Origin of the sequence: Vibrio fortis, assembly GCF_024347475.1 — a bacterium.
Classification (GTDB): Bacteria; Pseudomonadota; Gammaproteobacteria; order Enterobacterales; family Vibrionaceae; genus Vibrio; species Vibrio fortis.
The window spans coordinates 448,578-471,310 of the sequence record NZ_AP025487.1; the positions used below are offsets into that span (position 1 = coordinate 448,578).

The 22,733-nt window shown below is 46.5% G+C and carries 18 protein-coding genes; 13 read left to right on the forward strand and 5 right to left on the reverse strand.

Annotated features, from left to right (window positions below):
- Nucleotides 1-29 precede the first annotated feature (29 nt).
- Nucleotides 30-1,547, forward strand: coding sequence for a CYTH and CHAD domain-containing protein (locus OCV50_RS02040; RefSeq protein ID WP_239841620.1), 1,518 nt, complete (start codon nucleotides 30-32; stop codon nucleotides 1,545-1,547).
- A 38-nt stretch (nucleotides 1,548-1,585) separates the two neighbouring features.
- Here OCV50_RS02040 and OCV50_RS02045 read toward each other — a convergent pair whose 3' ends face one another.
- Nucleotides 1,586-2,335: a potassium channel family protein gene (locus tag OCV50_RS02045; protein WP_239841619.1), complete on the reverse strand. Its 750-nt coding sequence runs from the start codon at nucleotides 2,333-2,335 to the stop codon at nucleotides 1,586-1,588.
- A gap of 98 nt (nucleotides 2,336-2,433) precedes the next feature.
- Between OCV50_RS02045 and OCV50_RS02050 the strand changes: the two genes are divergently transcribed.
- The 3 genes from OCV50_RS02050 to hldE all read left to right on the forward strand — a co-directional run bounded on the left by OCV50_RS02050 (nucleotide 2,434) and on the right by hldE (nucleotide 8,237).
- Nucleotides 2,434-3,690, forward strand: coding sequence for a methyl-accepting chemotaxis protein (locus OCV50_RS02050; protein ID WP_239841618.1), 1,257 nt, complete (start codon nucleotides 2,434-2,436; stop codon nucleotides 3,688-3,690).
- Nucleotides 3,691-3,819: 129 nt separating this feature from the next.
- Nucleotides 3,820-6,672 carry a bifunctional [glutamate--ammonia ligase]-adenylyl-L-tyrosine phosphorylase/[glutamate--ammonia-ligase] adenylyltransferase gene (gene glnE, locus OCV50_RS02055; RefSeq protein WP_261904107.1) on the forward strand — a complete coding sequence of 951 codons (2,853 nt, stop codon included), beginning with the start codon at nucleotides 3,820-3,822 and terminating at the stop codon, nucleotides 6,670-6,672.
- A gap of 134 nt (nucleotides 6,673-6,806) precedes the next feature.
- Entirely contained in the window at nucleotides 6,807-8,237 is a 1,431-nt protein-coding gene (gene hldE, locus OCV50_RS02060) for a bifunctional D-glycero-beta-D-manno-heptose-7-phosphate kinase/D-glycero-beta-D-manno-heptose 1-phosphate adenylyltransferase HldE (protein ID WP_239841617.1), read from the forward strand.
- A 112-nt stretch (nucleotides 8,238-8,349) separates the two neighbouring features.
- On the opposite strand, the gene tolC is transcribed toward hldE, so the two are convergent.
- Nucleotides 8,350-9,657 (reverse strand): outer membrane channel protein TolC, encoded by a 1,308-nt coding sequence (gene tolC / locus OCV50_RS02065; protein WP_239841616.1) that lies wholly within the window; start codon nucleotides 9,655-9,657, stop codon nucleotides 8,350-8,352.
- Nucleotides 9,658-9,883: 226 nt separating this feature from the next.
- Between tolC and nudF the strand changes: the two genes are divergently transcribed.
- The 6 genes from nudF to parC all read left to right on the forward strand — a co-directional run bounded on the left by nudF (nucleotide 9,884) and on the right by parC (nucleotide 16,819).
- The gene (nudF, locus tag OCV50_RS02070; protein ID WP_261903584.1) at nucleotides 9,884-10,513 is read left to right on the forward strand and encodes an ADP-ribose diphosphatase; all 630 of its coding nucleotides are present in this window, start codon (nucleotides 9,884-9,886) and stop codon (nucleotides 10,511-10,513) included.
- Between the two features lie 4 nt (nucleotides 10,514-10,517).
- Complete coding sequence (locus tag OCV50_RS02075) at nucleotides 10,518-10,961, forward strand: DUF1249 family protein (protein WP_032553092.1); 444 nt, start codon at nucleotides 10,518-10,520, stop codon at nucleotides 10,959-10,961.
- A 53-nt stretch (nucleotides 10,962-11,014) separates the two neighbouring features.
- Entirely contained in the window at nucleotides 11,015-11,839 is an 825-nt protein-coding gene (gene cpdA, locus OCV50_RS02080; protein WP_239841614.1) for a 3',5'-cyclic-AMP phosphodiesterase, read from the forward strand.
- Nucleotides 11,839-12,441, forward strand: a complete 603-nt coding sequence (gene yqiA / locus OCV50_RS02085; RefSeq protein ID WP_261903585.1) for an esterase YqiA — start codon at nucleotides 11,839-11,841, stop codon at nucleotides 12,439-12,441. Before cpdA ends, yqiA begins: the two co-directional genes overlap by 1 nt.
- Nucleotides 12,442-12,682: 241 nt before the next feature.
- On the forward strand, nucleotides 12,683-14,563 hold the full coding sequence (parE, locus tag OCV50_RS02090) for a DNA topoisomerase IV subunit B (RefSeq protein WP_239841612.1): 1,881 nt from the start codon (nucleotides 12,683-12,685) through the stop codon (nucleotides 14,561-14,563).
- A 3-nt stretch (nucleotides 14,564-14,566) separates the two neighbouring features.
- Nucleotides 14,567-16,819: a DNA topoisomerase IV subunit A gene (parC, locus tag OCV50_RS02095; RefSeq protein WP_261903586.1), complete on the forward strand. Its 2,253-nt coding sequence runs from the start codon at nucleotides 14,567-14,569 to the stop codon at nucleotides 16,817-16,819.
- A 109-nt stretch (nucleotides 16,820-16,928) separates the two neighbouring features.
- Here the strand turns inward: parC and degS are convergent, their stop codons facing one another.
- The 3 genes from degS to zapG all read right to left on the reverse strand — a co-directional run bounded on the left by degS (nucleotide 16,929) and on the right by zapG (nucleotide 20,085).
- On the reverse strand, nucleotides 16,929-17,990 hold the full coding sequence (degS, locus tag OCV50_RS02100; RefSeq protein WP_239841610.1) for an outer membrane-stress sensor serine endopeptidase DegS: 1,062 nt from the start codon (nucleotides 17,988-17,990) through the stop codon (nucleotides 16,929-16,931).
- Nucleotides 17,991-18,150: 160 nt separating this feature from the next.
- Entirely contained in the window at nucleotides 18,151-19,506 is a 1,356-nt protein-coding gene (locus OCV50_RS02105) for a DegQ family serine endoprotease (RefSeq protein WP_239841758.1), read from the reverse strand.
- 123 nt (nucleotides 19,507-19,629) lie between these two features.
- Nucleotides 19,630-20,085, reverse strand: a complete 456-nt coding sequence (gene zapG, locus OCV50_RS02110; protein ID WP_239841609.1) for a Z-ring associated protein ZapG — start codon at nucleotides 20,083-20,085, stop codon at nucleotides 19,630-19,632.
- Nucleotides 20,086-20,304: 219 nt separating this feature from the next.
- Between zapG and zapE the strand changes: the two genes are divergently transcribed.
- From zapE to rpsI, 3 genes are all read left to right on the forward strand, one after another.
- Nucleotides 20,305-21,408 carry a cell division protein ZapE gene (zapE, locus tag OCV50_RS02115; RefSeq protein WP_261903587.1) on the forward strand — a complete coding sequence of 368 codons (1,104 nt, stop codon included), beginning with the start codon at nucleotides 20,305-20,307 and terminating at the stop codon, nucleotides 21,406-21,408.
- Nucleotides 21,409-21,654: 246 nt separating this feature from the next.
- A complete protein-coding gene (gene rplM / locus OCV50_RS02120; RefSeq protein WP_032553102.1) occupies nucleotides 21,655-22,083 on the forward strand; it encodes a 50S ribosomal protein L13 in 429 nt (142 codons plus the stop codon).
- A 15-nt stretch (nucleotides 22,084-22,098) separates the two neighbouring features.
- A complete protein-coding gene (rpsI, locus tag OCV50_RS02125; protein ID WP_004740758.1) occupies nucleotides 22,099-22,491 on the forward strand; it encodes a 30S ribosomal protein S9 in 393 nt (130 codons plus the stop codon).
- Nucleotides 22,492-22,733 lie beyond the last annotated feature (242 nt).

The window sequence follows — 22,733 nt, forward strand, 5'->3', positions numbered from 1 at the left end:
TGTCCCTATCTTCCCAGAAAGGTATAACTATGGAAACCGAGATAGAACTGAAGTTTTTTGTTTCTCCTGAATTTTCAGAGACTTTACGCAATAAAATTGCTGAAACGAAGGTACTTCAGCACAGTTGTCGCGAGCTAGGTAACATCTATTTTGATACACCGGACAACTGGCTACGTGAGCACGATACGGGCTTGCGCATTCGACGCTTTGATGACGTATTTGTACAGACCGTAAAGACAGCGGGTCGTGTGGTCGCAGGGTTGCACCAAAGACCTGAGTACAATGCGGAGCATGATAGCAATCAACCGAATCTATCTCTTCACCCTGGCGATATTTGGCCAGCCGGTAAGGATATCGAGACACTGCAATCTGAATTGGTCCCTCTATTTTCGACTAACTTCACTCGCGAACAATGGCTGGTGGGGATGCCTGATGGCAGTCAGATTGAAGTGGCGTTTGACCAAGGCTTCGTGGAGTCTGGTGATATGCAAGAGCCTATCTGTGAGGTTGAGTTAGAGCTTAAATCTGGGCAGGCCGATGCACTATTTACTTTGTCGCGTCAGTTCTGTGAGCAGGGCGGTATGCGTTTGGGCAATCTGAGCAAGGCAGCAAAAGGCTATCGCCTAGCACAGGGTTACCAAGGTGATGAAGTTAAGCCTCTAGCGCTAGTTGATACCGATAAAAACGATACGGTTGAATCTTGCTTTATTCAGTCACTAGAGCATGCATTATCGCATTGGCATTATCATGAGCAGATCTTCACTGAGCGTCAGTCGATTGAAGCGCTGCATGAAATCAGTCACTCGTTGAGCTTTATTCGTCAAACTTTCACTATATACGGTGGCATTGTTCCGCGTCGCGCAAGCGCCATTCTTCGCCAAGAGCTTAAGTGGCTAGAGCAAGAGTTAGAGTGGCTAAAGAGTTACGATCATTTTGAAGACCTGCTTGAAGACAAAGGACATGTTCTACGCAAACTGGATGCGCGTAAGTTCTTGGTTGCTGAGCTTAAAGAGATGCAAGAACAACTGCCGGATCGTGAAGAACTATTAACGCTGTTAAGTTCGGCTCGTTATACCGGTTTGCTTTTGGACCTGAGCCGCTGGATTCTATCGCGCGGTTGGCAGCCATTCCTTGATGAGAAAGCGCGTGAGCAAATGGCACGTGGCATTGAATGGTTCTCAGTAAAACAGCTGGATCGCACTTGGGCTGAGCTGATGGAAGCCTTCCCGCCAGAGCGTGTAATGACAAGCCAAGCTTATATTGATCAGCAATATCGCTTAATGCGTAACCTCTATTCAGGCGTGGGCTTTGCAAGTCTATATGATGCTGATGAGCGCAACAGTTTCCGTTTACCTTGGGCGGATATGATCCAAGGTATTGATGACTTGCTGATGCTGAGAACGCTTGCCCCGCTAACAGATAAGTTAGAGGGCGATGAGAAAGATCAGTTGGAGCGTTGGCTGGCTCGCCAAGAGGTGTCTATCCTGCATGCGATGGAGCAGACGCGTCAGATAAGCGTTGAAGTTGAGCCATATTGGCAAGACTAATTAGGCAATATTGAGACTGAAAAATAGGGCATATCGCCCTATTTTTTTATCTGCTGTTCCAGCTTGTCTAATCGATTGAGTATCTGTTGCTGCTGCTCGAGGATAAGGTCGAGCTTCTTGTCTTTACTCTCGATTCTTTGATTTTGCGAATCGGTTGGCTCGGTGATTAATGAGGTTATTAAACCTGAGATCATACCGAATACACCAACACCACAAACGATCACCAGCGATGCAACCAACTTACCTGATGCTGTCACGGGGTAGTGGTCGCCATAACCCACGGTACTAATAGTCACAAACGCCCACCACAATGCATCATGCCCAGTTGTGATGTTCGCCCCCGGCTCTTTATGTTCAAGCAAAAGAATGGTTCCAGCGCCAATCGTTAGTAACAGGACTAACAATAAAATGATGGAAGCGAGCGTGGTTTCTTTGCGATTGCGAAACAGCTCTCTAAAAATCCGTTTGCTTGAGCGCAGAACCAAAATAACCCGTAGTATCTGAAAGATACGTGCAAAGCGTAGCGGTTCTACCATCGGAATACTGGCTAGAAAATCGATCCAGTGAACTTTTAAGTATGACGTTTTGTTTTCTGAACGAAACAGATCAATTGTGAGCTGCAGAAGAAAAACACTACAGATTATAAAATCGAGGCCGATAAGAACTTGTTTAGATTCATTATCAATTGGCGCAAACAACAAGCCAGAGATCACAAATAACGCTAAGAAAGAGAGAATCAGTGATAATAAGCTCATTGGCTTGGGTGTGTCTTTGGTACTATTTAACATTCATACGAAGCTCGAAATAAATCGCAATCTTTAGCAAATCTTTGCTATTGCGCGGATATGGAAGCGTTCAATATATAAGACTTAATGGAGAACTGACAATGACCAAACTGTCATTCAAGCCGTGGGAAAGGGTAATCTCTGATGTTCGTCTCGTTCCAAAAATGATCATGCTAATGGTATTCAGTACCATTTTGATCATTGCTAAGCAGTTGTGGGATGCGAGCACATTCTATGATTCACTGCTTGCGGTAACGAACAGCGCACAAGTAGCACAAGAACACTACGAAACGTACCTAGTACAAGTGGCTTGGCAAACTGGCTTGATGATCGTGGCCTTTGTCGTTCTTCTTCTGACGGCTGCGCGCGTGATGCTGCGTCAGACGCAATACTTAAGCGACGCCATTAAAACCATGGCAGACAAAAACCTCTCTGTGCCAATCCATATGGACTGTAAAGATGAGTACGGTGATGTTGCGCGTGAGCTTGAGAAAACTCGCGTTCAACTGAATGACATGATCAAAACTCAAGTTGCTTCTTCGGATGAACTGTTTGCACTGACTGAAGTAATGACGATCAGTATGTCAGAGACGAAAGAGTCAGCGCAGGAAGAGTTCAACGAGATCGATCAGCTAGCGACAGCAATGAGCGAGATGACATCGACGGTTCAAACGGTCGCTGAGCATGCTCAGAATGCCTCTTCTCTAACAGAGCAAGCATCAGGCCAAGCATTAACCGGTCAAAAATTTGTACAAGGCTCTGTGTCTAAGATGAGCGAACTATCAACGGACATCGCAGCATCAGCAGCAGCGGTAAACCAAGTTGAAGAGCGTGTAGACTCAATTGGTAGCGTAGTGGGCACTATCCAAGGTATCTCAGAGCAGACCAACCTTCTTGCATTGAACGCGGCAATCGAGGCTGCGCGTGCAGGTGAGGCAGGTCGCGGCTTTGCGGTGGTCGCTGATGAAGTACGTAATCTAGCGCAACGCACTCAACAAGCAACGGTTGAGATTCAAGACATGATCACCCATCTGCAAACCAGTGCTAACTCAGCGGTTGAGCTGATGGAGAAGAGTGTTGTAGAAGCGGCTGAAGGCGTTGATTTGGTCACCAACGCTGGCTCTGAGCTTGATGGCATTGTGAGCCAAGTAAATCAGATTAATGACATGAACTTCCAAATTGCGACTGCAGCAGGGCAGCAGAGCAGCGTGGCGGAAGAGATGAATGTCAACCTAACCAATGTTCGAGAGCTAGTAGAAGCGTCAGTAACCGTGGTTGGTGAGCTTCTGGAAACCTCACAAATCATGCAAACCAATGCCGAAGAGCTTGATGGTAAGATTAAGCAATTCAAGGTCTAAGCTGATTTTACCTGTTAGGTACTATTTCTAATCCGATAAAACGCCCACATTCCCCATGTGGGCGTTTTTTATTGGCCTAAGTTTGATATAAATAGAGACAGTATGCGCTTAGCCAAACAAGGAAGAAAAATGCAATTGCCTGCTTCACTTACTCAGCACTCTCAATCGGCTTTAGAAAACCTGCTTGAACATCAAGGGGACGCGATTTCGACTTGGTCTCCCCAATATCAAGAACAACTGAAATATGTCCTAGGGTTGAGCAGTTTTGTCGGCGACTGTTTGCAACGTGATAGCGAATTAGCTCGCGTCTTACCTACAATACTTGAGTGTGAAGAGCGCGCTGAGGGCTATCGAGATAGGCTAGCGGCCCTGTTATCTGAATGCCAAGACGAGATGAGCGGTCAACGTGTACTGCGTCAGTTTCGCAATCGAGAAATGTCCTACATCGCTTGGCGTGATTTTACTGCGTCTTGGCCGCTAGAGCAGAGCCTGGCTCACCTTTCAATGCTTGCTGAAGCGATGATTTTTGAAACCTATCAGTGGCAATACAACATCTGTTGCAAAGAATGGGGCACGCCTTGTAATGCGCAAGGAGAAGCGCAACCTATGTTGATCATTGGTATGGGTAAGCTAGGGGGCGGTGAGTTGAACTTCTCCTCGGATATCGATCTGATTTTTACCTACCCAGAAAACGGTGAGACACAAGGTGCTCGTCGCAGCATCGCCAATGCGCAGTTTTTCACGCGTCTTGGGCAACGCATCATCAAAGCGCTCGACCAGCAAACCTTTGATGGCTTCTGCTACCGCGTCGACATGCGACTGCGTCCATTTGGTGAAAGTGGTCCATTGGTCATGAGTTACGCAGCGCTTGAGGATTATTATCAAGAGCAAGGGCGAGACTGGGAGCGCTACGCGATGGTTAAAGCTCGTGTCATGGGACGCGAGATGTACCCTGAATATCAAGAGCTACGCCAAATGTTGCGCCCATTTGTTTTCCGCCGCTACATCGATTTCAGCGCGATTCAGTCACTACGTAGAATGAAGTCGATGATCAGCAGTGAAGTGCGTCGTCGCGGTTTATCAAACAACATTAAACTCGGCCCTGGCGGGATCCGTGAGGTGGAGTTTATTGCGCAAGTTTTCCAACTGATTCGCGGTGGTCGAGAGCCAAGCTTACGAGACCGTGGTCTATTGCACACCCTTGAAGCCATCGATAGCTTGAAACTTTTAGAGTCTGGCGAAGTTGCACACCTGAGAGACGCTTACCTGTTCTTGCGCCGTCTAGAAAACCTGTTGCAGGCGATGGCAGACAAACAAACCCAAACTCTGCCGGATAATGAGCAAGAGCAGCTGCAACTTGCAATCGCAATGCAGTTCGAAAGCTGGCAAGAACTGATAGATGAGACTCGCCAACACATGGCTAATGTTCACGTGGTATTTGAAGAGCTTATCGGTGTAGAAGAAGAGGAAGCGAACCCAATCGCGAGTCACTTTAGCGAGCTGTGGGATATGGCACATAAGCAAGATGTGATTGAGCATGTCTTGGAGACCGACATAGACGCGGTTGACCCACAGAAAGCCGCCAATACCATTATTCAGTTCAAGGCTGATCTCGCGAAGAAAACGTTAGGCCCTCGAGGACGTGAGGTGCTTAATCGACTGATGCCTAAAGTATTCCAAGCTCTGTACACCAATAAAGATGCGGAGTTTGGTTTATCACGTGTGCTGCACCTGCTACATAAAATCGTTACGCGAACTACTTACCTAGAGCTGCTTGATGAGCATCCAGCGGCACTGACTCAATTGGTACGCCTGTGTACCGCGAGTCCGATGATTTCAGAGCAGTTAGGGCGCTACCCAATCCTACTTGATGAATTGATTGACCCTCAGCAGCTTTATAATCCGGTGCCATTAGAGTCTTACAAAACGGAGCTTCGTGATTACCTTGCTCGCATTCCAGAAGATGACATGGAACAGCAGATGGAAGGCCTGCGTCAATTTAAGCAGACCTGTATCTTAAGAATCGCTGCCGCGGATATTGCTGGCGTGTTGCCTGTGATGAAGGTGAGTGACCACTTAACCTACTTAGCCGAAGCGATTGTTGAAGCTGGGGTTAACCAAGCTTGGCTGCAAGTGTCTGCGAAATATGGTGAGCCGACCCACATTAAAGACCGTGAGGGACGTGGCTTTGCGGTTGTTGGTTACGGAAAAGTTGGTGGTTGGGAGCTTGGGTATAACTCAGACTTGGATATTGTCTTCATGCATGACTGCCCAGTGCATGTGTACACTGATGGCAAAAAAGAGATTGATGGTCGTCAATTCTATCTGCGACTGGCACAGCGCATTATTCATATCTTCTCGACTCGCACAGCCTCCGGCATTCTTTATGAAGTTGATACTCGCTTACGACCTTCAGGGGCGTCTGGGCTGTTAGTAAGCCCAACCGATGCCTTTGACGAGTACCAGCATAACGAAGCATGGACGTGGGAGCACCAAGCCCTTACTCGTGCACGTATGATTTACGGCGATGAGCCTTTAGCATTGGCGTTTAACAAGACTCGTCACGAAGTACTGTGTCTTGAGCGTGATGGCGACAGCCTCAAACAAGAAGTGCTTAAGATGCGTGAAAAAATGCGCGACCATTTAGGTGGCAAGAAAAGCGATCGCTTCATGTTGAAACAAGACAATGGCGGTATTACCGACGTTGAATTTCTTGCTCAGTACTTAGTACTAAGATACAGCCATGAGAAACCTAAGCTGACGCGTTGGTGTGACAATGTTCGTATCTTTGAGAGCCTAATGTCACAGGGCATTATGGATGAACCACAAGCAATGGCACTTACGCATGCTTATACCACGCTGCGTGATGAGATTCATCACCGTAACTTGCTCAACCTTGATGCTGACGTTGCGATGGATAAGTTTGAGCAAGAGAGAGCGCTTGTAACTCAGGCTTGGCAGCAGTGGATGCTGGCCGAGTAGTAGGAACCTTGTATCAGCGTGACTGTCTAGAATGTGAAGCGGTGACTCAAACCGCTTCATTGTCTTTTTCTATGGTTTAGCCACTACTATCAGTGTGCTAGACTCTATCCAGATTCGATTTTTGGAGATCCCTAATGAAACCTATTCTACCTGACTACAGCCAATCGGGCGTGTTGATTGTCGGTGATGTGATGCTAGACCGTTACTGGTATGGCCCTACCGGTCGTATTTCACCAGAAGCGCCAGTACCCGTAGTAAAAGTAGAGAATAACGAAGAGCGTCCAGGTGGTGCAGCTAACGTGGCAATGAACATTGCATCGCTAGGCGGCCATGCGCATATCGTTGGTTTAACGGGTAAAGATGAGCCTGCACAAGTACTTAAGAACACACTGAGTGCACTTAAAGTTAACTGTGATTTTGTTGAGCTAGAAGATTACCCAACCATCACTAAGCTACGTGTGATGAGCCGCGGCCAACAACTGATTCGTCTAGACTTTGAAGACAAATTTGAGAACACTGACCCTGAGTTGGTTCTGTCTCGTATGGAGCAAGCGCTACCTAATGTACGCTCTGTTATCCTGTCTGATTACGCGAAAGGTGCACTTGAGCACGTACAGAGCTTTATTCAGAAAGCACGTTCAGCAAATGTCCCTGTGTTTATTGACCCCAAAGGTGCGGATTTTGAACGCTACCGTGGCGCAACACTACTGACGCCAAATATGGCGGAATTCGAGCTAGTTGCGGGTAAAGTGAAATCAGAAGAGGAGCTAGTGGCAAAAGGCTTAGCTCTTATCGAAGAGTTCGACTTTGATGCGCTGCTTGTTACTCGTAGTGAACACGGTATGACTTTACTGCGTAAGGGCCAAGAACCTTTCCACCTACCAACGCAAGCAAAAGAAGTATACGACGTGACGGGTGCCGGCGATACGGTAATCTCTGTACTTGCGGCTTCTGTTGCTGCTGGCAAGCCACTTGATGAAGCGTGTGCATTGGCAAATGCAGCGGCAGGTGTTGTTGTTGGTAAGCTGGGTACGTCGACGCTTTCTATGATTGAGTTAGCAGAAGCGGTACATGGTAGCCAAGATACAGATTACGGTGTGATTTCAGAGGCGGCTCTGATTGAAGCGGTGAAACGTGCACGTGCAAAAGGCGAGAAAGTGGTTATGACTAACGGCTGTTTCGATATCCTTCATGCAGGTCATGTTTCTTACATGAACCATGCAGCTGAGTTAGGTGACCGCTTGATTGTTGCTGTGAACACTGATGAGTCTGTTAAGCGCTTGAAAGGCCCAGGCCGTCCTGTGAACCCAACTGATCGTCGTATGGCGGTTCTTGCAGGCTTAGGTGCCGTAGACTGGGTTGTACCTTTCTCTGAAGATACGCCACAGCGCCTAATCTCTGAGGTGCTACCGAGCATCTTGGTTAAGGGTGGTGATTACAAGCCAGAAGAGATTGCTGGTGGCGCTGAAGTGATTGCTGCAGGTGGTGAAGTGAAAGTACTGAACTTTGAAGATGGCTGCTCAACCACTGAGATCATTGAAGCGATCAAAGGCGGTCGTGGATAAGCGCCTCAATTGATTTGATATCCGATAAATAAAAATGCCGCTCGATGAGCGGCATTTTTGTATCTGCAGAGAGCGACGATCCGCTCTCTTCATTAGACGGCTTGTTGAGTGATTAGCTCGCTGGTTTTAGACCTGCGTTTACGTCAACAATGTCTTGCTCGCTCAGTGTACCCACTGCTTGACGCAGTTGCAGTACGCTTAGGATGTAGTTGTAACGAGCATCAGATAGGTTCTTGTTCGCATCGTATAGACGACGAGTTGAGTCAAGTACATCAACGATAGTACGAGTACCAACATCAAAACCTGCTTCTGTCGCTTCTAATGCTGATTGAGCTGAAACTACCGATTGCTCGTAAGCACGTAGCGCTCCAATCGATGCACTGATGTTGTTGTTGAACGCGCGAACGTCTTTAACAACACTGCGGTAAGTCGCTTCAAGATCTTCACTAGCTGCAACATAGTTGTATTCAGCCTGCTTAGTTAGCGAGGTCGTGTTACCACCTGTGTATAGAGGCACAACTAGGTTTAGGCCAAGGTTTAGGTTGTCTTGGTCATAGTCACTTGGGCTGTTTGATTGATCAGCCAGTGAGTAGCTACCGTCAAGCGTTAGGCTTGGAAGGTGACCAGAGTTTGCTAGCGAGATGTTGTCTTTCGCGATGTCTTGAGAGATACGTGCAGCCAGTAGGCTTAGGTTCTTCTCTTGTGCTTGTTCAACGAGTGCCACTGCTGATTCAGAAGACTTGCTTGCAGAGAAACGGTCAGTGTCTAGAATGCTTAGATTAGAGTGCTCTTGACCAGTGATTTCACGCAGACCTTCGTAGTTGTTAGTCAGAGTGTTTTCAGCCAGAACTTCGTCAGCCAACACTAAATCGTACTGCGCTTGCGCGTCGTGTACGTCAGTGATTGCTGATAGGCCAACCTCGAAACGCTGTTTAGTTTGCTCTAGTTGGCGAGCAACCGCTGCTTTTTCTGCACGAACGAACTCAAGGTTATCTTGAGCACGAAGTACTTCGAAGTAAGCCGTTGCCACGCGCAGGATCAGACCCTGTTGCTGCGCCGCGTATGCTGAATCAGCTTGACGTGCTGTTTTCTCTGCTGTGTCTAGCGTGATCCATGAAGAGCGTTGGTAAAGTTCTTGTGTGAAGCCAATACCTGCGCCCCAAACATTACTGTCATTATTTGCGCTGTTACGCTCGCCACGGTTGATGTCATAGTTCGCAGTTAGGTTGATTTGCGGTAGTAGGGTACTACGGCTAGAGGTAACTGCTTCAAAAGCGGCATCACGCTGTGCTGCTGAACTAAGAAGTGTTGGGTCATTTTGTTTTGCTTGGTCATAAACTTCGGCTAGCGTATCAGCGAAAGCTGATGAACTCAGGCTACCAATTGCTGCACTGATAAATAGTGGAAGCAGTTTTCTCATTTTCCTATTCCTGCCTTAATAGATTTTTTCTTAACAGAGTTTAACTCAGTTTGGTGGTAATTTACTCGAAACTTTGCACTTTTTTACATTTAACTGTCCACTTGTGCAATATTTATTTTCGGATACTTAAATTTAATTATAAATTTTATATAAAAAGTTGAACCTAGACCTTGGTAGTTAACTCGTACAATGAGTAAACTATAAAGATCACTTAGTGAGGTGCTAAATGCAACAGTATGACAATCAACAACATGAGTTTACTCCACAAGATGTGGAAATTGTCTCAAAAGAAACGCTGTTTCGTGGTTTTTTCAAAATGGTTAAATACACCTTTCGACACAAGTTGTTTGAAGGCGGGTGGAGTAAGCCAATAGAACGCGAAATGTTCGAGCGTGGGCATGCTGCTGCATTGCTGCCATACGATCCTATTCGAGATGAAGTGGTGATCGTCGAGCAGATTCGAGTGGGCGCACTTGAGCATGAAAACCCTTGGCAATATGAAATTGTCGCTGGGATCATCGACACCGATGAATCAGCAGAACAAGTCGCGCGCAGAGAGGCAATGGAAGAAGCAGGAGTTGAAGTGACTCATGTACTGCCTATCACCTCATACTACCCTTCATCGGGTGGTTGCTCTGAGAAGCTGGATGTAATGGTTGGCTGCGTTGACGCAACTACAGCTCAAGGTGTCCACGGTCTTGATTACGAAGGTGAGGACATTCGCGTTCAAGTAATGAGTCGTGAGCAGGCTTATCAACTGGTACAGCAAGGTGTGTTCGAAAATGGTGCTACTATTATTGCTTTGCAATGGTTGCAACTGAACTACCAGGATCTACAGTCAAAGTGGAAAGAGTGACGCTATGCCGAATATAGCGGTGAAAAAGCCGTATCATGTTGATCTTGCTGAATTGATGCGAGTCTATGAGACCAATTACGCGAAATTAAACGCACTATTGCCTGTTGGGCACCAAGTTGGTGACGTGCGTTGTTATCAAGCGGTTAATATGGTGTATCAATTGACAGTGAATGAGGTCACAAAATACACCACATTAATAGATATATGTCAGAGTGATGCGATGCCAGTATTCCCTTTGCCAAAAATGTCTGTCAGGCTATATCACGACGCTCGCGTTGCAGAAGTGTGTGCCAGTGGGGACTTCTCAAGAGTCAAAGCGAAATACGACTACCCGAACACTAAGCTTTTGCAAAAAGACGAGAAATTTCAACTCAATAAGTTTCTTGGCGAATGGTTAACGTTTTGTTTAAAAAATGGAATCAGTCGCACACCCATTACGCTGAGTTAGCGTACGTTTGAATACTTTGAAGATCTAACAGTAACGTATCTGGATTTGTTATTTTGGAATTATCACATACTTCAAAATTAGATGAGAGCAGCATTAAGTTAGTGCAACTGACCGACACGCACCTCTTTGCGCCAAGTAATGGCAGCCTGCTGAGCATCAACACAGAAGATAGCTTTCGTGCTGTTGTCGATGGCATTGTGAACCAAGGTTATGAATATGAAGCGATTCTTGCGACTGGTGATATCTCTCAAGATCACAGCGCAGAGTCTTACCAAAAATTTGAGGCTGGTATTCAGCCTTTAGAAAAGCCTTGTTATTGGTTGCCAGGTAACCACGATTACAAACCTAATATGGGCAGTGTTATCCCATCCGCTCAAATACAGTGTGTTGAGCATGTGCTGCTGGGTGAGCATTGGCAGATGATCATGCTCGACTCACAGGTTGTCGGTGTACCACATGGTCGTTTGAGCGATCAACAGCTTGATTTATTAGAGCAGAAACTGGCGGAGTTTCCTGAGAAACATACGTTGGTTTTACTTCACCACCACCCACTGTTGGTTGGTAGTGCATGGCTTGATCAGCACAGTTTAAAAGATTCAGACCAGTTCTGGGATGTGGTATCACAACATAACAATGTTCGTGGCGTGCTGTGTGGTCACGTGCATCAAGATATGAATAGAGAGCACTTAGGAGTACAAGTGATGGCTACCCCATCGACTTGTGTTCAGTTCAAGCCAAACTCAGACGATTTTGCGCTTGATACTCTAAGCCCTGGTTGGCGAGAGCTCGAACTCAAACCTAACGGTGAGATTGCGACAGAGGTACGTCGACTTGCCCATGGTGCGTTTGCCCCAGACTTTAACGCTGAGGGTTACTAATGTCAGTTACCGCGCCACAAACTAAACCTTCGATGCTGCTGTATATTCACGGCTTTAATAGCTCATCTCGTTCGCACAAGGCCAATGTGATGGCTGACTATTGTGCCGAGCATCGCCCTGATATCAAAGTTGTGACACCACAATTGCCAAGTTTTCCCGCTCTGGCCGCAGCGCTTCTTAAAAGCATAGTGGAAGAGCACAAAGAGCAGTATCAAATTGCGCTGGTGGGTAGTTCATTGGGAGGCTACTTGTCGACGTGGTTGAATGCGCATTACGGGTTTAAAGCGGCAGTAGTTAACCCAGCAGTGAAACCTTATGAATTGTTGACCGACTACCTAGGTGAGCAGGTTAACCCATACACCCATGAACATTATGTTTTAGAGGAAAAACACATTGATGAGCTTAAACAGCTTGATGTTGCCTCTATTTCTGAGCCAAGTGATTTTTGGCTGTTGCAGCAAACCGAAGATGAAGTTTTAGATTACCGTCAAGCGGTGGCAAAGTTTCAAGGAGCGAAGCAGACTGTAGAAGAGGGCGGCGACCACAGCTTTGTCGATTTTGAGCGCTATCCTCAAAAGATAATTGAATTTCTAGCCTTGTAAGGTCTAACTTCAGCCGCAGTATCTTATCTTTTTTGCCTGTTATTTCATCTGTCAGTGGTGAAATATCATAGTTTGGTGTCATAGTTTTTGAACGTGCTTGACATCAAACCCCTGCTTCCAGACTATATTCCCCAATACTTTCGCTCGTTCGCTCTGCTGTGAGGGTTCACGGCAACTAACACGGTTATATCGAATTAGAGCCCAGCGAACAGACGTAAATTTTTTGAGTAAACTCCGTATTATGACTGAACAATATAATGCAAAAGACCTCGAGGTTCTTGAAGGTCTCGACCCGGTTCGACACCGTCCGGGGATGTATACAGAGACTGAAAGGCCAAACCACTTAGCCCAAGAAGTTATCGATAACTCTGTAGATGAAGCATTGGCTGGCCACGCGAAGAAGATCAAAGTGGTCTTGCACGCTGACCAATCTTTAGAAGTGGTGGATGATGGTCGTGGTATGCCTGTCGATATTCACCCAGAGAAAGGCATCTCAGGTGTTGAGCTGATTTTAACTAAGCTCCACTCAGGTGGTAAGTTCTCAAACAATAACTACAAGTTCTCAGGCGGCCTACACGGTGTAGGTATCTCAGTAGTAAACGCACTCTCTAAGCGCGTTGAAGTGACGGTTCGTCGTGATGGCCAAATCCATGAAATTGCATTTGAAAACGGCGTAGCGGTAACCGATTTAACGGTAACGGGTTCATGTGGCCTGCGTAATAGCGGCACATCTGTACATTTCTGGCCTGATGCGAAGTACTTCGATAGCTCTAAATTTTCTGTGCTGCGTTTGGTTAACAACCTGCGTGCGAAAGCCGTTCTATGTCCAGGCCTAGAGATCACCTTCAGCGATAAGGTCAACAACGAAGAACATAAATGGTTCTACGAAGATGGCTTAAAAGATTATCTTGCTGAGGGCGTAAAGGGTTACACCCTGCTACCAGAAGAGCCGTACATCGGTGAGTTCACAGCTGAAACTGAAATGGCAAACTGGGCGGTAATCTGGCAGCCAGAAGGCGGTGAGATGATCACTGAGAGTTACGTGAACTTAGTACCAACTAAACAAGGTGGTACTCACGTAAATGGTCTGCGCCAAGGTCTGCTTGATGCAATGCGCGAGTTCTGTGAATTCCGCAACTTGTTGCCGCGCGGCGTTAAGCTAACAGGTGATGATATCTTCGACCGTTGTTCATACGTTCTATCGGTGAAGATGCAGGATCCTCAATTTGCAGGTCAAACGAAAGAGCGTCTCTCTTCTCGTCAAACGGCTGCATTTGTTTCTGGCGTTGTAAAAGATGCATTTAGTCTGTGGCTGAACGAAAAACCACAACTTGCAGAACAACTGGCGGAAACCTGTATTGCCAATGCTCATCGTCGTATGCGTGCTAGCAAGAAGGTAGTACGTAAGAAGGTGGCATCAGGTCCAGCACTTCCGGGCAAATTGACTGACTGTTCTGTTCAAGACCTAAACCGCACTGAAATCTTCTTCGTGGAAGGGGACTCGGCGGGTGGTTCAGCGAAGCAAGCTCGTGACCGTGAGTTCCAAGCCGTGATGCCACTGCGTGGTAAGATTCTTAACACATGGGAAGTATCTGCAGACCAAGTTCTCGCTTCTCAAGAAGTCCACGATATCTCGGTGGCTTTGGGTATTGACCCAGACAACGATGACCTATCTGGCCTACGTTACGGTAAGATCTGTATCCTTGCCGATGCGGACTCGGATGGTCTACACATTGCGACGCTGCTGTGTGCGCTGTTTACTCGTCACTTCCGCTCTTTGGTTGAAGCCGGTCATATCTATGTGGCTATGCCGCCTCTGTATCGTATCGACTGTGGCAAAGAAGTCTTCTATGCCCTTGATGACGATGAGAAAGATGGTGTGCTTGAGCGCCTATCGAAGAAGAAAGCCAAGATCAACGTACAACGATTCAAAGGTCTGGGTGAGATGAACCCACTTCAGCTACGCGAAACCACTATGGATCCAAACACCCGTCGTCTGGTTCAACTAACCATTGATGACAGTGAAGCGACCAATGAAATGATGGACATGCTGCTAGGTAAGAAGCGTGCTGATGATCGCCGTTCATGGCTACAAAACAACGGTGATTTGGCCGAGGTATAATGAATGTCTAACGAAATTACTTTTGATGGCGTTGAACAATTGCCAATGCGCAAGTTCACCGAAGATGCCTATTTAAATTACTCAATGTACGTGATCATGGATCGTGCATTGCCATACATTGGTGACGGTCTCAAACCAGTACAGCGTCGTATTATCTACGCGATGTCTGAGCTTGGCTTATCTGCTGCATCGAAATACAAGAAATCTGCACGTACCGTTGGTGATGTACTGGGTAAGTATCACCCACACGGTGACTCAGCGTGTTACGAAGCCATGGTATTGATGGCACAACCGTTCTCTTACCGCTACCCACTAGTAGATGGTCAAGGTAACTGGGGTGCTCCGGATGATCCGAAATCATTCGCTGCGATGCGTTATACCGAAGCGAAACTGTCTAAGTTTGCTGAGGTGCTTCTTGGTGAACTAGGCCAAGGCACAGTTGAATGGCAGCCTAACTTTGACGGCACCATGAAAGAGCCGCAAATGTTGCCAGCGCGTCTGCCTCACATTCTACTTAACGGTATCACGGGTATCGCGGTAGGTATGGCAACGGATATTCCACCACATAACGTGCGTGAGATTGCTGATGCAACCATCAAGCTGATCGATAGCCCGAAAGCGGAACTGTCGGAAGTGATGGAGCATGTCAAGGGTCCTGATTACCCGACTGAAGCTGAGATCATCTCTCCGAAGTCAGATATTGAGAAGATCTACAAAACGGGTCGCGGCAGCATTAAGATGCGTGCGGTTTGGCATAAAGAGGGTTCTGATATTGTTATCACGGCTCTGCCTCACCAAGTATCCGGCGCTAAGCTTCTAGAGCAAATCGCAAACCAGATGCGTGCTAAGAAGCTGCCAATGGTTGACGATCTTCGCGATGAATCCGATCACGAGAACCCAACGCGTATCGTTGTTGTTCCTCGCTCGAACCGCATCGACTGTGATCAGTTGATGAGTCACCTGTTCGCTTCAACGGATCTTGAGAAAAACTTCCGTGTTAACTTGAACATGATTGGTCTAGATAACCGTCCTCAAGTTAAAGGTCTAGTTCAGATCCTTAAAGAATGGATTGAGTTCCGTCGTACTACAGTACGTCGTCGTCTACAGCACCGCCTTGATAAAGTGCTAGCGCGCTTACACATCTTAGAAGGTCTTTTGGTTGCTTACCTCAACCTTGATGAAGTGATTGAGATCATCCGAACTGAAGACGATCCTAAAGCGGTGCTTATGGAGCGCTTTGGTATTACTGAGATTCAAGCGGACGCAATCCTAGATACCAAACTTCGCCACCTTGCTAAGCTGGAAGAGATGAAGATCCGCGGCGAGCAAGATGAGCTAGAGAAAGAGCGTGAGAAGCTAGAGAAGCTACTGGGCTCTGAGCGTCGCCTGAATACTCTGATTAAGAAAGAGATCCAAGCGGACGCAGATAAGTACGGTGATGATCGCCGTTCACCACTGGTTGAGCGTGCAGAAGCGAAAGCACTGACTGAGCGCGATCTTGTACCAAGTGAACCAATCACAGTGGTACTTTCTGAGAAAGGTTGGATTCGTCATGCGAAAGGGCATGAAGTGGATCCTGAGGGTTTGAACTACAAGTCCGGTGATAAATACCTTGCGAGTACGCGTGGTAAGAGTAACCAGCAAGCGGTATTCCTCGGCAGTGACGGTCGAAGCTACTCGCTTGAGTCTCATTCTCTGCCTTCGGCGCGTAGCCAAGGTGAGCCGATTACTGGTCGCTTGAATATCAGTGCTGGCAGTTCGATTCGCCAAGTTGTCATGGGCGAGGATGATCAGCTATGGCTGGTGGGTTCTGATGCAGGCTACGGTTTCGTATGTAAAGGCAGCGATCTCTTGTCGAAGAACAAGAGCGGTAAGGCATTGGTGAATCTACCTCAAGCATCGGAAGTGATGCTGCCAAGCCCGATTGAAGATCTAGAGACCAACGAGATTCTGGCGATTACTAACCAGGGCCGTATGCTGTTGTTCCCAATTAAAGATCTGCCTCAATTGAGCAAAGGTAAGGGTAACAAGATCATCAATATCCCGTCGGCGAAGGCGAAAGAGCGTGAAGAGTTTGTCTCACACCTAATGGCCATTCCTCAAGGGACGACGCTGACGCTGTATGCAGGTAAGCGCAAGCTTGGTTTGAAGCCTGCTGACCTAGATAACTTCCGTGGTGAGCGTGGTCGTCGTGGCGGCCTACTGCCAAGAGGCCTGCAACGAGTAACTCGTATTGACATCGAGAGTGACGAGTAATCTTCGTTTTAGATAACTTGTTGTATAGATAATAAAAAACCCAGCCGAGAGCTGGGTTTTTTGTTGTTCGCAATCTATTTAATGTTAGTCGTAGATCCGTCTAATTTAACTAGCGCTTGTCTTCCGCAATTGTAACCTTAAGGGTTTTACTTTCACCCTGACGGAGTATACCCACATCGACCACTGTGCCAGGTCTTAGGTCGGTAACGATATCCATAACGCTTTGGCGTCCATTGATCTTGGTGTTGTCGATACTGATGATGATGTCCTGAACCTCAAATCCTGCGTCGGCAGCTGGGCCAACAGGATCGATACCTAACACCACAATTCCACCAATGTTTTTGTTACCTAATAAACGTGAAGTAACTGAATTAATGTCTTGTCCATCAATGCCGATATAACCGCGAATCACACGACCGTCAGCAATGATCTTCTGCATGATCTTATTGGCCAATCCATAAGGGATGGCAAAAGAGATGCCGTAAGTTTCCATGTCGGTCGCTTGCTGGAAAGATGCCGTATTAATGCCGACCAGTTCGCCTTGCGAGTTAACAAGTGCACCGCCTGAGTTACCTTCATTGATCGCTGCGTCAGTTTGAATAAAGGCTTGGTGGCGATCGGCGCTTATCGAAGAGCGTCCAGTTGCTGAGATAATACCGAAGGTCGTTGTTTGACCTAGGTTATATGGGTTGCCGATAGCAAGTACGATGTCGCCGACGTTGGCTTCATAATTTGGGTTCAGTGGAATAACCGGAAGGTTATCACCGCTGACTTGCAATATGGCGATGTCAGTTCGTTTGTCTGAGCCAACTAATTGAGCGGCAGCAGCACGACCGTCTTGCAAGGCAACCACCACTTGATCCGCTTGAGCAACTACATGGTAGTTAGTAATGATGTAGCCTTTCTCGCTAACAATAACACCAGAACCTAAGCCTTGAGTAAGTAGCTTGTTACGGTCGGACTCATCGTATTTACGACTGTAGATGTTCACAACTGCCGGTGCCGCGCGTCGAACGGCATCGTTGAATGAGAGTTGCAATGAGCCTATGTTGCTTACTTGCTTGCTCGCCACTTCAGAGACGAAATCGGGTCTTAGCTGCGGGAAAGCCACCAATATAATCAGTGCTGATACTAATCCAAGGGAAATAGAACGAAATAGAAAGGACAGCATGTTTCCCTCTTCGACAGGTAAGGTATTGAGCCTCCGCGCATGGGTGACCAGTTTGAGTTACCTGTGAAGCATAGCATTTTGATTCATCTAAATAAAAGGGCAGGTTGATTAAGTTCTATACGGACTTAGTCAACCTGCCCTCAATAATGGTGATTAATAGTTAGCGAATCACAAGATAGATGGTTCTTGGGCCACGTTGGATATTGAGCGCCAATACACCAGGGTTCTTTTCAACAATTGCTCTGAACTGTGCTAGGTTCTTCACCGTTTTACGGTTCACACCAATGATGATGTCGTCTGCTTGAAGCTGATAGGCCTCAGCTGGAGAGCCTTTAGCGACACTTGAAACCTTAACCCCTTTTACTGGGTCGCTATCGTTGGTATTGGTAAGCTCCGCACCAGCCAAGCCTTCATGCAGTTTTTCTGCTTGAGTCTTGCTGTTGGTAGATTCCCCAAGCGTCACGTCGAAGGTTTTGTTCTTACCGTCACGAACCACGCCCAGCTCAATCTCTTTGCCTGCACCAAGAGTCGCGACTTTAGCTCTTAGCTCGCTAAAGGTATCGATCTTCTTACCATTGATTGCAACGATGATGTCGCCTGCTTGTAAACCTGCTTTGTCGGCAGCGCTGTCTGGCACTACTTGGCTCACAAATGCACCTTTGCTGGATTCGTAACCGAGTGCTTCAGCCAATTCCGAGGTGATTTCACCACCCTGAACGCCAAGCATGCCGCGTTTCACTTCACCAAACTCTAAGATTTGGTCGGTTAGGTTGCGCATCATATTGGATGGAATCGCAAAGCCGATACCCACATTACCACCATTTGGGCCCAGGATTGCAGTGTTGATACCGATCAGCTCACCATTGAGGTTAACTAAGGCACCACCTGAGTTACCGCTGTTGATTGCAGCATCGGTTTGAATGAAGTTCTCAAAGTTTTCTAGGTTCAGACCGCTTCGACCTAATGCAGAAACGATACCCGATGTCACCGTTTGACCGAGACCAAATGGGTTACCGATGGCAACACTGAAATCACCGACACGCAGTTTGTCTGAGTCAGCAAAACGAATCTCTGTCAGGTCTTTGGCTTTTTCGAGTTTGAGCAGGGCGATATCAGACATTTCGTCACCGCCAATCAGCTCGGCATCGTATTCACGTCCATCATGCAGTTTTACGCGGATCTCATCAGCGTTATTGATGACGTGATAGTTAGTAACGATATGTCCTTTCTTGGCATCGATAATAACACCAGAGCCTAAACCTCTGAATGGGCGCTCTTGTGCTTGTTCTGGACCAAAGAAGAATTGGAATTGTTCAGGGATACGTTGACGTTGGACTTGCTTACCTTCCACTGCAATGCTGACCACCGCTGGGGTGACTTTTTCAAGCATTGGCGCAAGGCTAGGTAGTTGTTGGTTGTCGACACTTAGGGGAAGCGCCGCAGTTGCCTGAATCGGTGCGATGATGGAACTTAAGCTTAAAGTCAGTACCGATAAAGCAAGCAAAGGTTTTTTCATCATAAACTCCTCGTTAGTTAAGGCCTTGTAACACATATCAAGTTGGACTATTGCCAAGTGTTATACGACCCAAGTGAAGATTATGACTCAAAAACCTTTGTAAAGTTCATTGAATTTAATTGTTTAAGACGCTTTCGCCGTTACAACCTCTGGTGCTTCAATGACCTCTTTCTTCTCATCGTTGAACAAACCGGTCGCGCCATTGGCGTAATCTTTTGGTTGTTCATCAATGGCTGATACTTTGTTGTCTGCTTTATCAGATGACTTATCTGAGTGTGCTGCAGCCGTTTTCACAAATGGATTGTCCTGCTCTGGCAAGTTAGGGATTAACTCAGCGCTGGTCTTTTCCATGTGTTGGTAAAGCTTGGTGTAGTCCTTACCTAAGGTATCCAACATTTCAGCTGTTTTAGCAAAGTGATCGGCAAGCTCTTGGCGTTGCTGTTCTAGTGCAAACTTTGCTGTGTCTAATTCTTTTTGAACATTCTTTTGCTTCTTGTACTCAGGAGTCGTGAGGCGAGAAATAGCAACTCCTAAGATAAGTCCGATTAGTAAACCGCCAACGGCATACATCCAAGGCATAACAGCTCCTTATTGTTGTTTTTTAACATGTTTGTTACTGCTTAGTTACACATAATGTAGCTTCATGGTACTATGACAAGGCGACAGTATAAAGAAAAATGCGTGTGCGCTAGCTATCAGTTTGAAGCTGCACATACAGCGATGAGCCCCCGCCTATTGTACTGTTGAAGCCCTTTTTCCTTCGCTGGTTGATATCTATTTCATTGTGGAAATGTCGTCATGAATCCCGTTAAAAAATACGAACAAGATATAAAAGAACATGGATTTCAAAGAGATCCAGCCCAAGAGCAAGCCGTACAAGCACTAGACCAATTGTTCCACCAATTCCAAGAATACCAAAATGCGCCTGTGCCACAGCTGACGCGTTTTCAAAAGTTAATGGGTAAGAAGCCACAACTGCCGACGCCACCAAAAGGGCTCTATTTTTGGGGAGGAGTAGGGCGAGGTAAAACTTACCTAATGGATACTTTCTGTGATGCCTTGCCTACATCAAGAAAAATGCGTGTCCACTTTCACCGCTTTATGTATCGCGTTCATGATGAATTGAAAGCGCTGGGCGAAGTGAGCGATCCTTTGCCGTTAGTGGCAGATAAGTTTAAGCAAGAAGCGGATATCATCTGTTTTGATGAGTTTTTTGTTTCCGATATTACCGATGCGATGATTCTGGGTACTCTGTTCCAAGAGCTGTTCGCTCGCAACGTTATTTTGGTCGCGACTTCGAACATTCCACCTGAAGACCTATATCGAAATGGCCTGCAACGTGCGCGCTTTCTTCCTGCGATTAAGCTCATTCAAGACAACTGTCGAATTCTCAATGTAGACAGCGGTGTCGATTACCGACTGCGAACCTTGGAACAAGCAGAGATCTATCACTATCCACTAGACGCACAAGCGGATGTGAATTTGCGAACTTATTACCAACAGTTGGTTGGTGAGGGTAAAGAGGTGCTAACTCAAATTGAGGTTAACCATCGTCAACTGGATGTGGTTGAAGCGAGTGATGGCGTTTTGCATGGTACTTTTGCTCAGCTTTGCCAATCTGCGCGCAGCCAAAATGACTATATTGAGCTATCTAAGATCTATCACACGGTATTGTTGGCTGAAGTGAAGCAGATGAATGCCACCTCTGATGACGCCGCAAGACGCTTTATTGCTCTCGTGGATGAGTTTTATGAGCGTAATGTAAAACTGATTATTTCTGCCGAAGTTGCGCTAGAAGAACTCTACACTCATGGTCAATTAGAGTTCGAATTTAAACGCTGTCAGTCACGTTTAATTGAAATGCAGAGCCATGATTATCTAGCAAAAGAGCACCTAAGTTAGGCGGGGAATTCGTTATTAAGAAAATGGAAGAAAAAAATCGTGATTTTGTTCAAAAAGAGGTGATTTTTTCTTCGCTCTTCTCTATAATCCTGCGACCTACCGTTACTGCGGGCCTCTAACGATGAGTTAAATCACGTTATGCCAAGAGTTTTCCAACACTCGAAGGGGTGATGAATGGGGACTCTTAGACAGTGGGAATACTCAGTATTCCTTAAGTGTAAATTTTTTTAATAGGTAATTATTAGCATGAAAACTTTCGTTGCTAAACCAGAAACTGTAAAACGCGACTGGTACGTTGTAGACGCTGAAGGTAAAACTCTAGGTCGTCTTGCAAGTGAAATCGCTTCTCGCCTACGCGGTAAGCACAAAGCTGAATACACTCCTCACGTAGACACTGGTGATTACATCATCGTTGTTAACGCTGAGAAAGTTACTGTAACTGGTAACAAGGCTAAGGGTAAGGTTTACTACCGTCACTCTGAGTTCCCTGGTGGTCTTAAGTCTATCACTTTTGAAAAGCTGATCGACCGTAAGCCAGAGATGGCTCTTGAACTAGCTGTTAAAGGTATGCTTCCACGTGGTCCTCTAGGCCGCGCTATGTACCGTAAGCTAAAAGTATACGCTGGTGCTGAGCACAACCATGTTGCTCAACAACCACAAGTACTAGACATCTAATTGGGGATTATGAAAATGGCAGAGAATCAATACTACGGCACTGGTCGTCGCAAAAGCTCAGCAGCTCGTGTTTTCATCAAACCAGGTTCTGGTGAGATCGTAATCAACAAGCGTAGCCTTGATGTTTACTTCGGTCGTCCAACTTCTCGCATGGTTGTTAAGCAACCTCTTGAGCTAGTTGAACTAACTGAGAAACTTGACCTATACATCACTGTTTCTGGTGGTGGTATTTCTGGTCAAGCTGGCGCAATCCGCCACGGTATCACTCGCGCTCTTATGGAGTACGATGAAACTCTACGTCCTGCTCTACGTGCAGCTGGCTACGTTACTCGTGACGCTCGTTGCGTTGAACGTAAGAAAGTTGGTCTACGTAAAGCACGTCGTAAACCTCAATTCTCTAAGCGTTAATTTTTCTTTACCGAAAAATACACGCTCCCAGTTTTATTACTGGAATTGTGGTTCAAAGCTCGGCTATATGCCGGGCTTTTTGTTTTTCTACTCCCCGCTAAATGCTTTTCCCTCCTCGTTTTATTTCCAATTTCTTATATTTTGATAGCTTTTGTAACCCAATGTGCGCTTTGCCTCATGATTGTTACAAAAAGGTAGCTTTATCTTGTCAAAAAGTAGGGTTTTATTTATCATTTGCCGTC

Bases quoted from the DNA above. Each gene is read 5' to 3' on its own strand.
- OCV50_RS02105 (WP_239841758.1), bottom strand. From the start codon at position 19,506: ATGAAAAAACCTTTGCTTGCTTTATCGGTACTGACTTTAAGCTTAAGT.
- glnE (WP_261904107.1), top strand. From the start codon at position 3,820: ATGCAATTGCCTGCTTCACTTACTCAGCACTCTCAATCGGCTTTAGAA.
- zapG (WP_239841609.1), bottom strand. From the start codon at position 20,085: ATGCCTTGGATGTATGCCGTTGGCGGTTTACTAATCGGACTTATCTTA.
- rpsI (WP_004740758.1), top strand. From the start codon at position 22,099: ATGGCAGAGAATCAATACTACGGCACTGGTCGTCGCAAAAGCTCAGCA.
- yqiA (WP_261903585.1), top strand. From the start codon at position 11,839: ATGTCAGTTACCGCGCCACAAACTAAACCTTCGATGCTGCTGTATATT.
- nudF (WP_261903584.1), top strand. From the start codon at position 9,884: ATGCAACAGTATGACAATCAACAACATGAGTTTACTCCACAAGATGTG.
- degS (WP_239841610.1), bottom strand. From the start codon at position 17,990: ATGCTGTCCTTTCTATTTCGTTCTATTTCCCTTGGATTAGTATCAGCA.
- OCV50_RS02050 (WP_239841618.1), top strand. From the start codon at position 2,434: ATGACCAAACTGTCATTCAAGCCGTGGGAAAGGGTAATCTCTGATGTT.
- OCV50_RS02045 (WP_239841619.1), bottom strand. From the start codon at position 2,335: ATGTTAAATAGTACCAAAGACACACCCAAGCCAATGAGCTTATTATCA.
- zapE (WP_261903587.1), top strand. From the start codon at position 20,305: ATGAATCCCGTTAAAAAATACGAACAAGATATAAAAGAACATGGATTT.
- rplM (WP_032553102.1), top strand. From the start codon at position 21,655: ATGAAAACTTTCGTTGCTAAACCAGAAACTGTAAAACGCGACTGGTAC.
- OCV50_RS02075 (WP_032553092.1), top strand. From the start codon at position 10,518: ATGCCGAATATAGCGGTGAAAAAGCCGTATCATGTTGATCTTGCTGAA.
- parE (WP_239841612.1), top strand. From the start codon at position 12,683: ATGACTGAACAATATAATGCAAAAGACCTCGAGGTTCTTGAAGGTCTC.
- parC (WP_261903586.1), top strand. From the start codon at position 14,567: ATGTCTAACGAAATTACTTTTGATGGCGTTGAACAATTGCCAATGCGC.
- OCV50_RS02040 (WP_239841620.1), top strand. From the start codon at position 30: ATGGAAACCGAGATAGAACTGAAGTTTTTTGTTTCTCCTGAATTTTCA.
- tolC (WP_239841616.1), bottom strand. From the start codon at position 9,657: ATGAGAAAACTGCTTCCACTATTTATCAGTGCAGCAATTGGTAGCCTG.
- hldE (WP_239841617.1), top strand. From the start codon at position 6,807: ATGAAACCTATTCTACCTGACTACAGCCAATCGGGCGTGTTGATTGTC.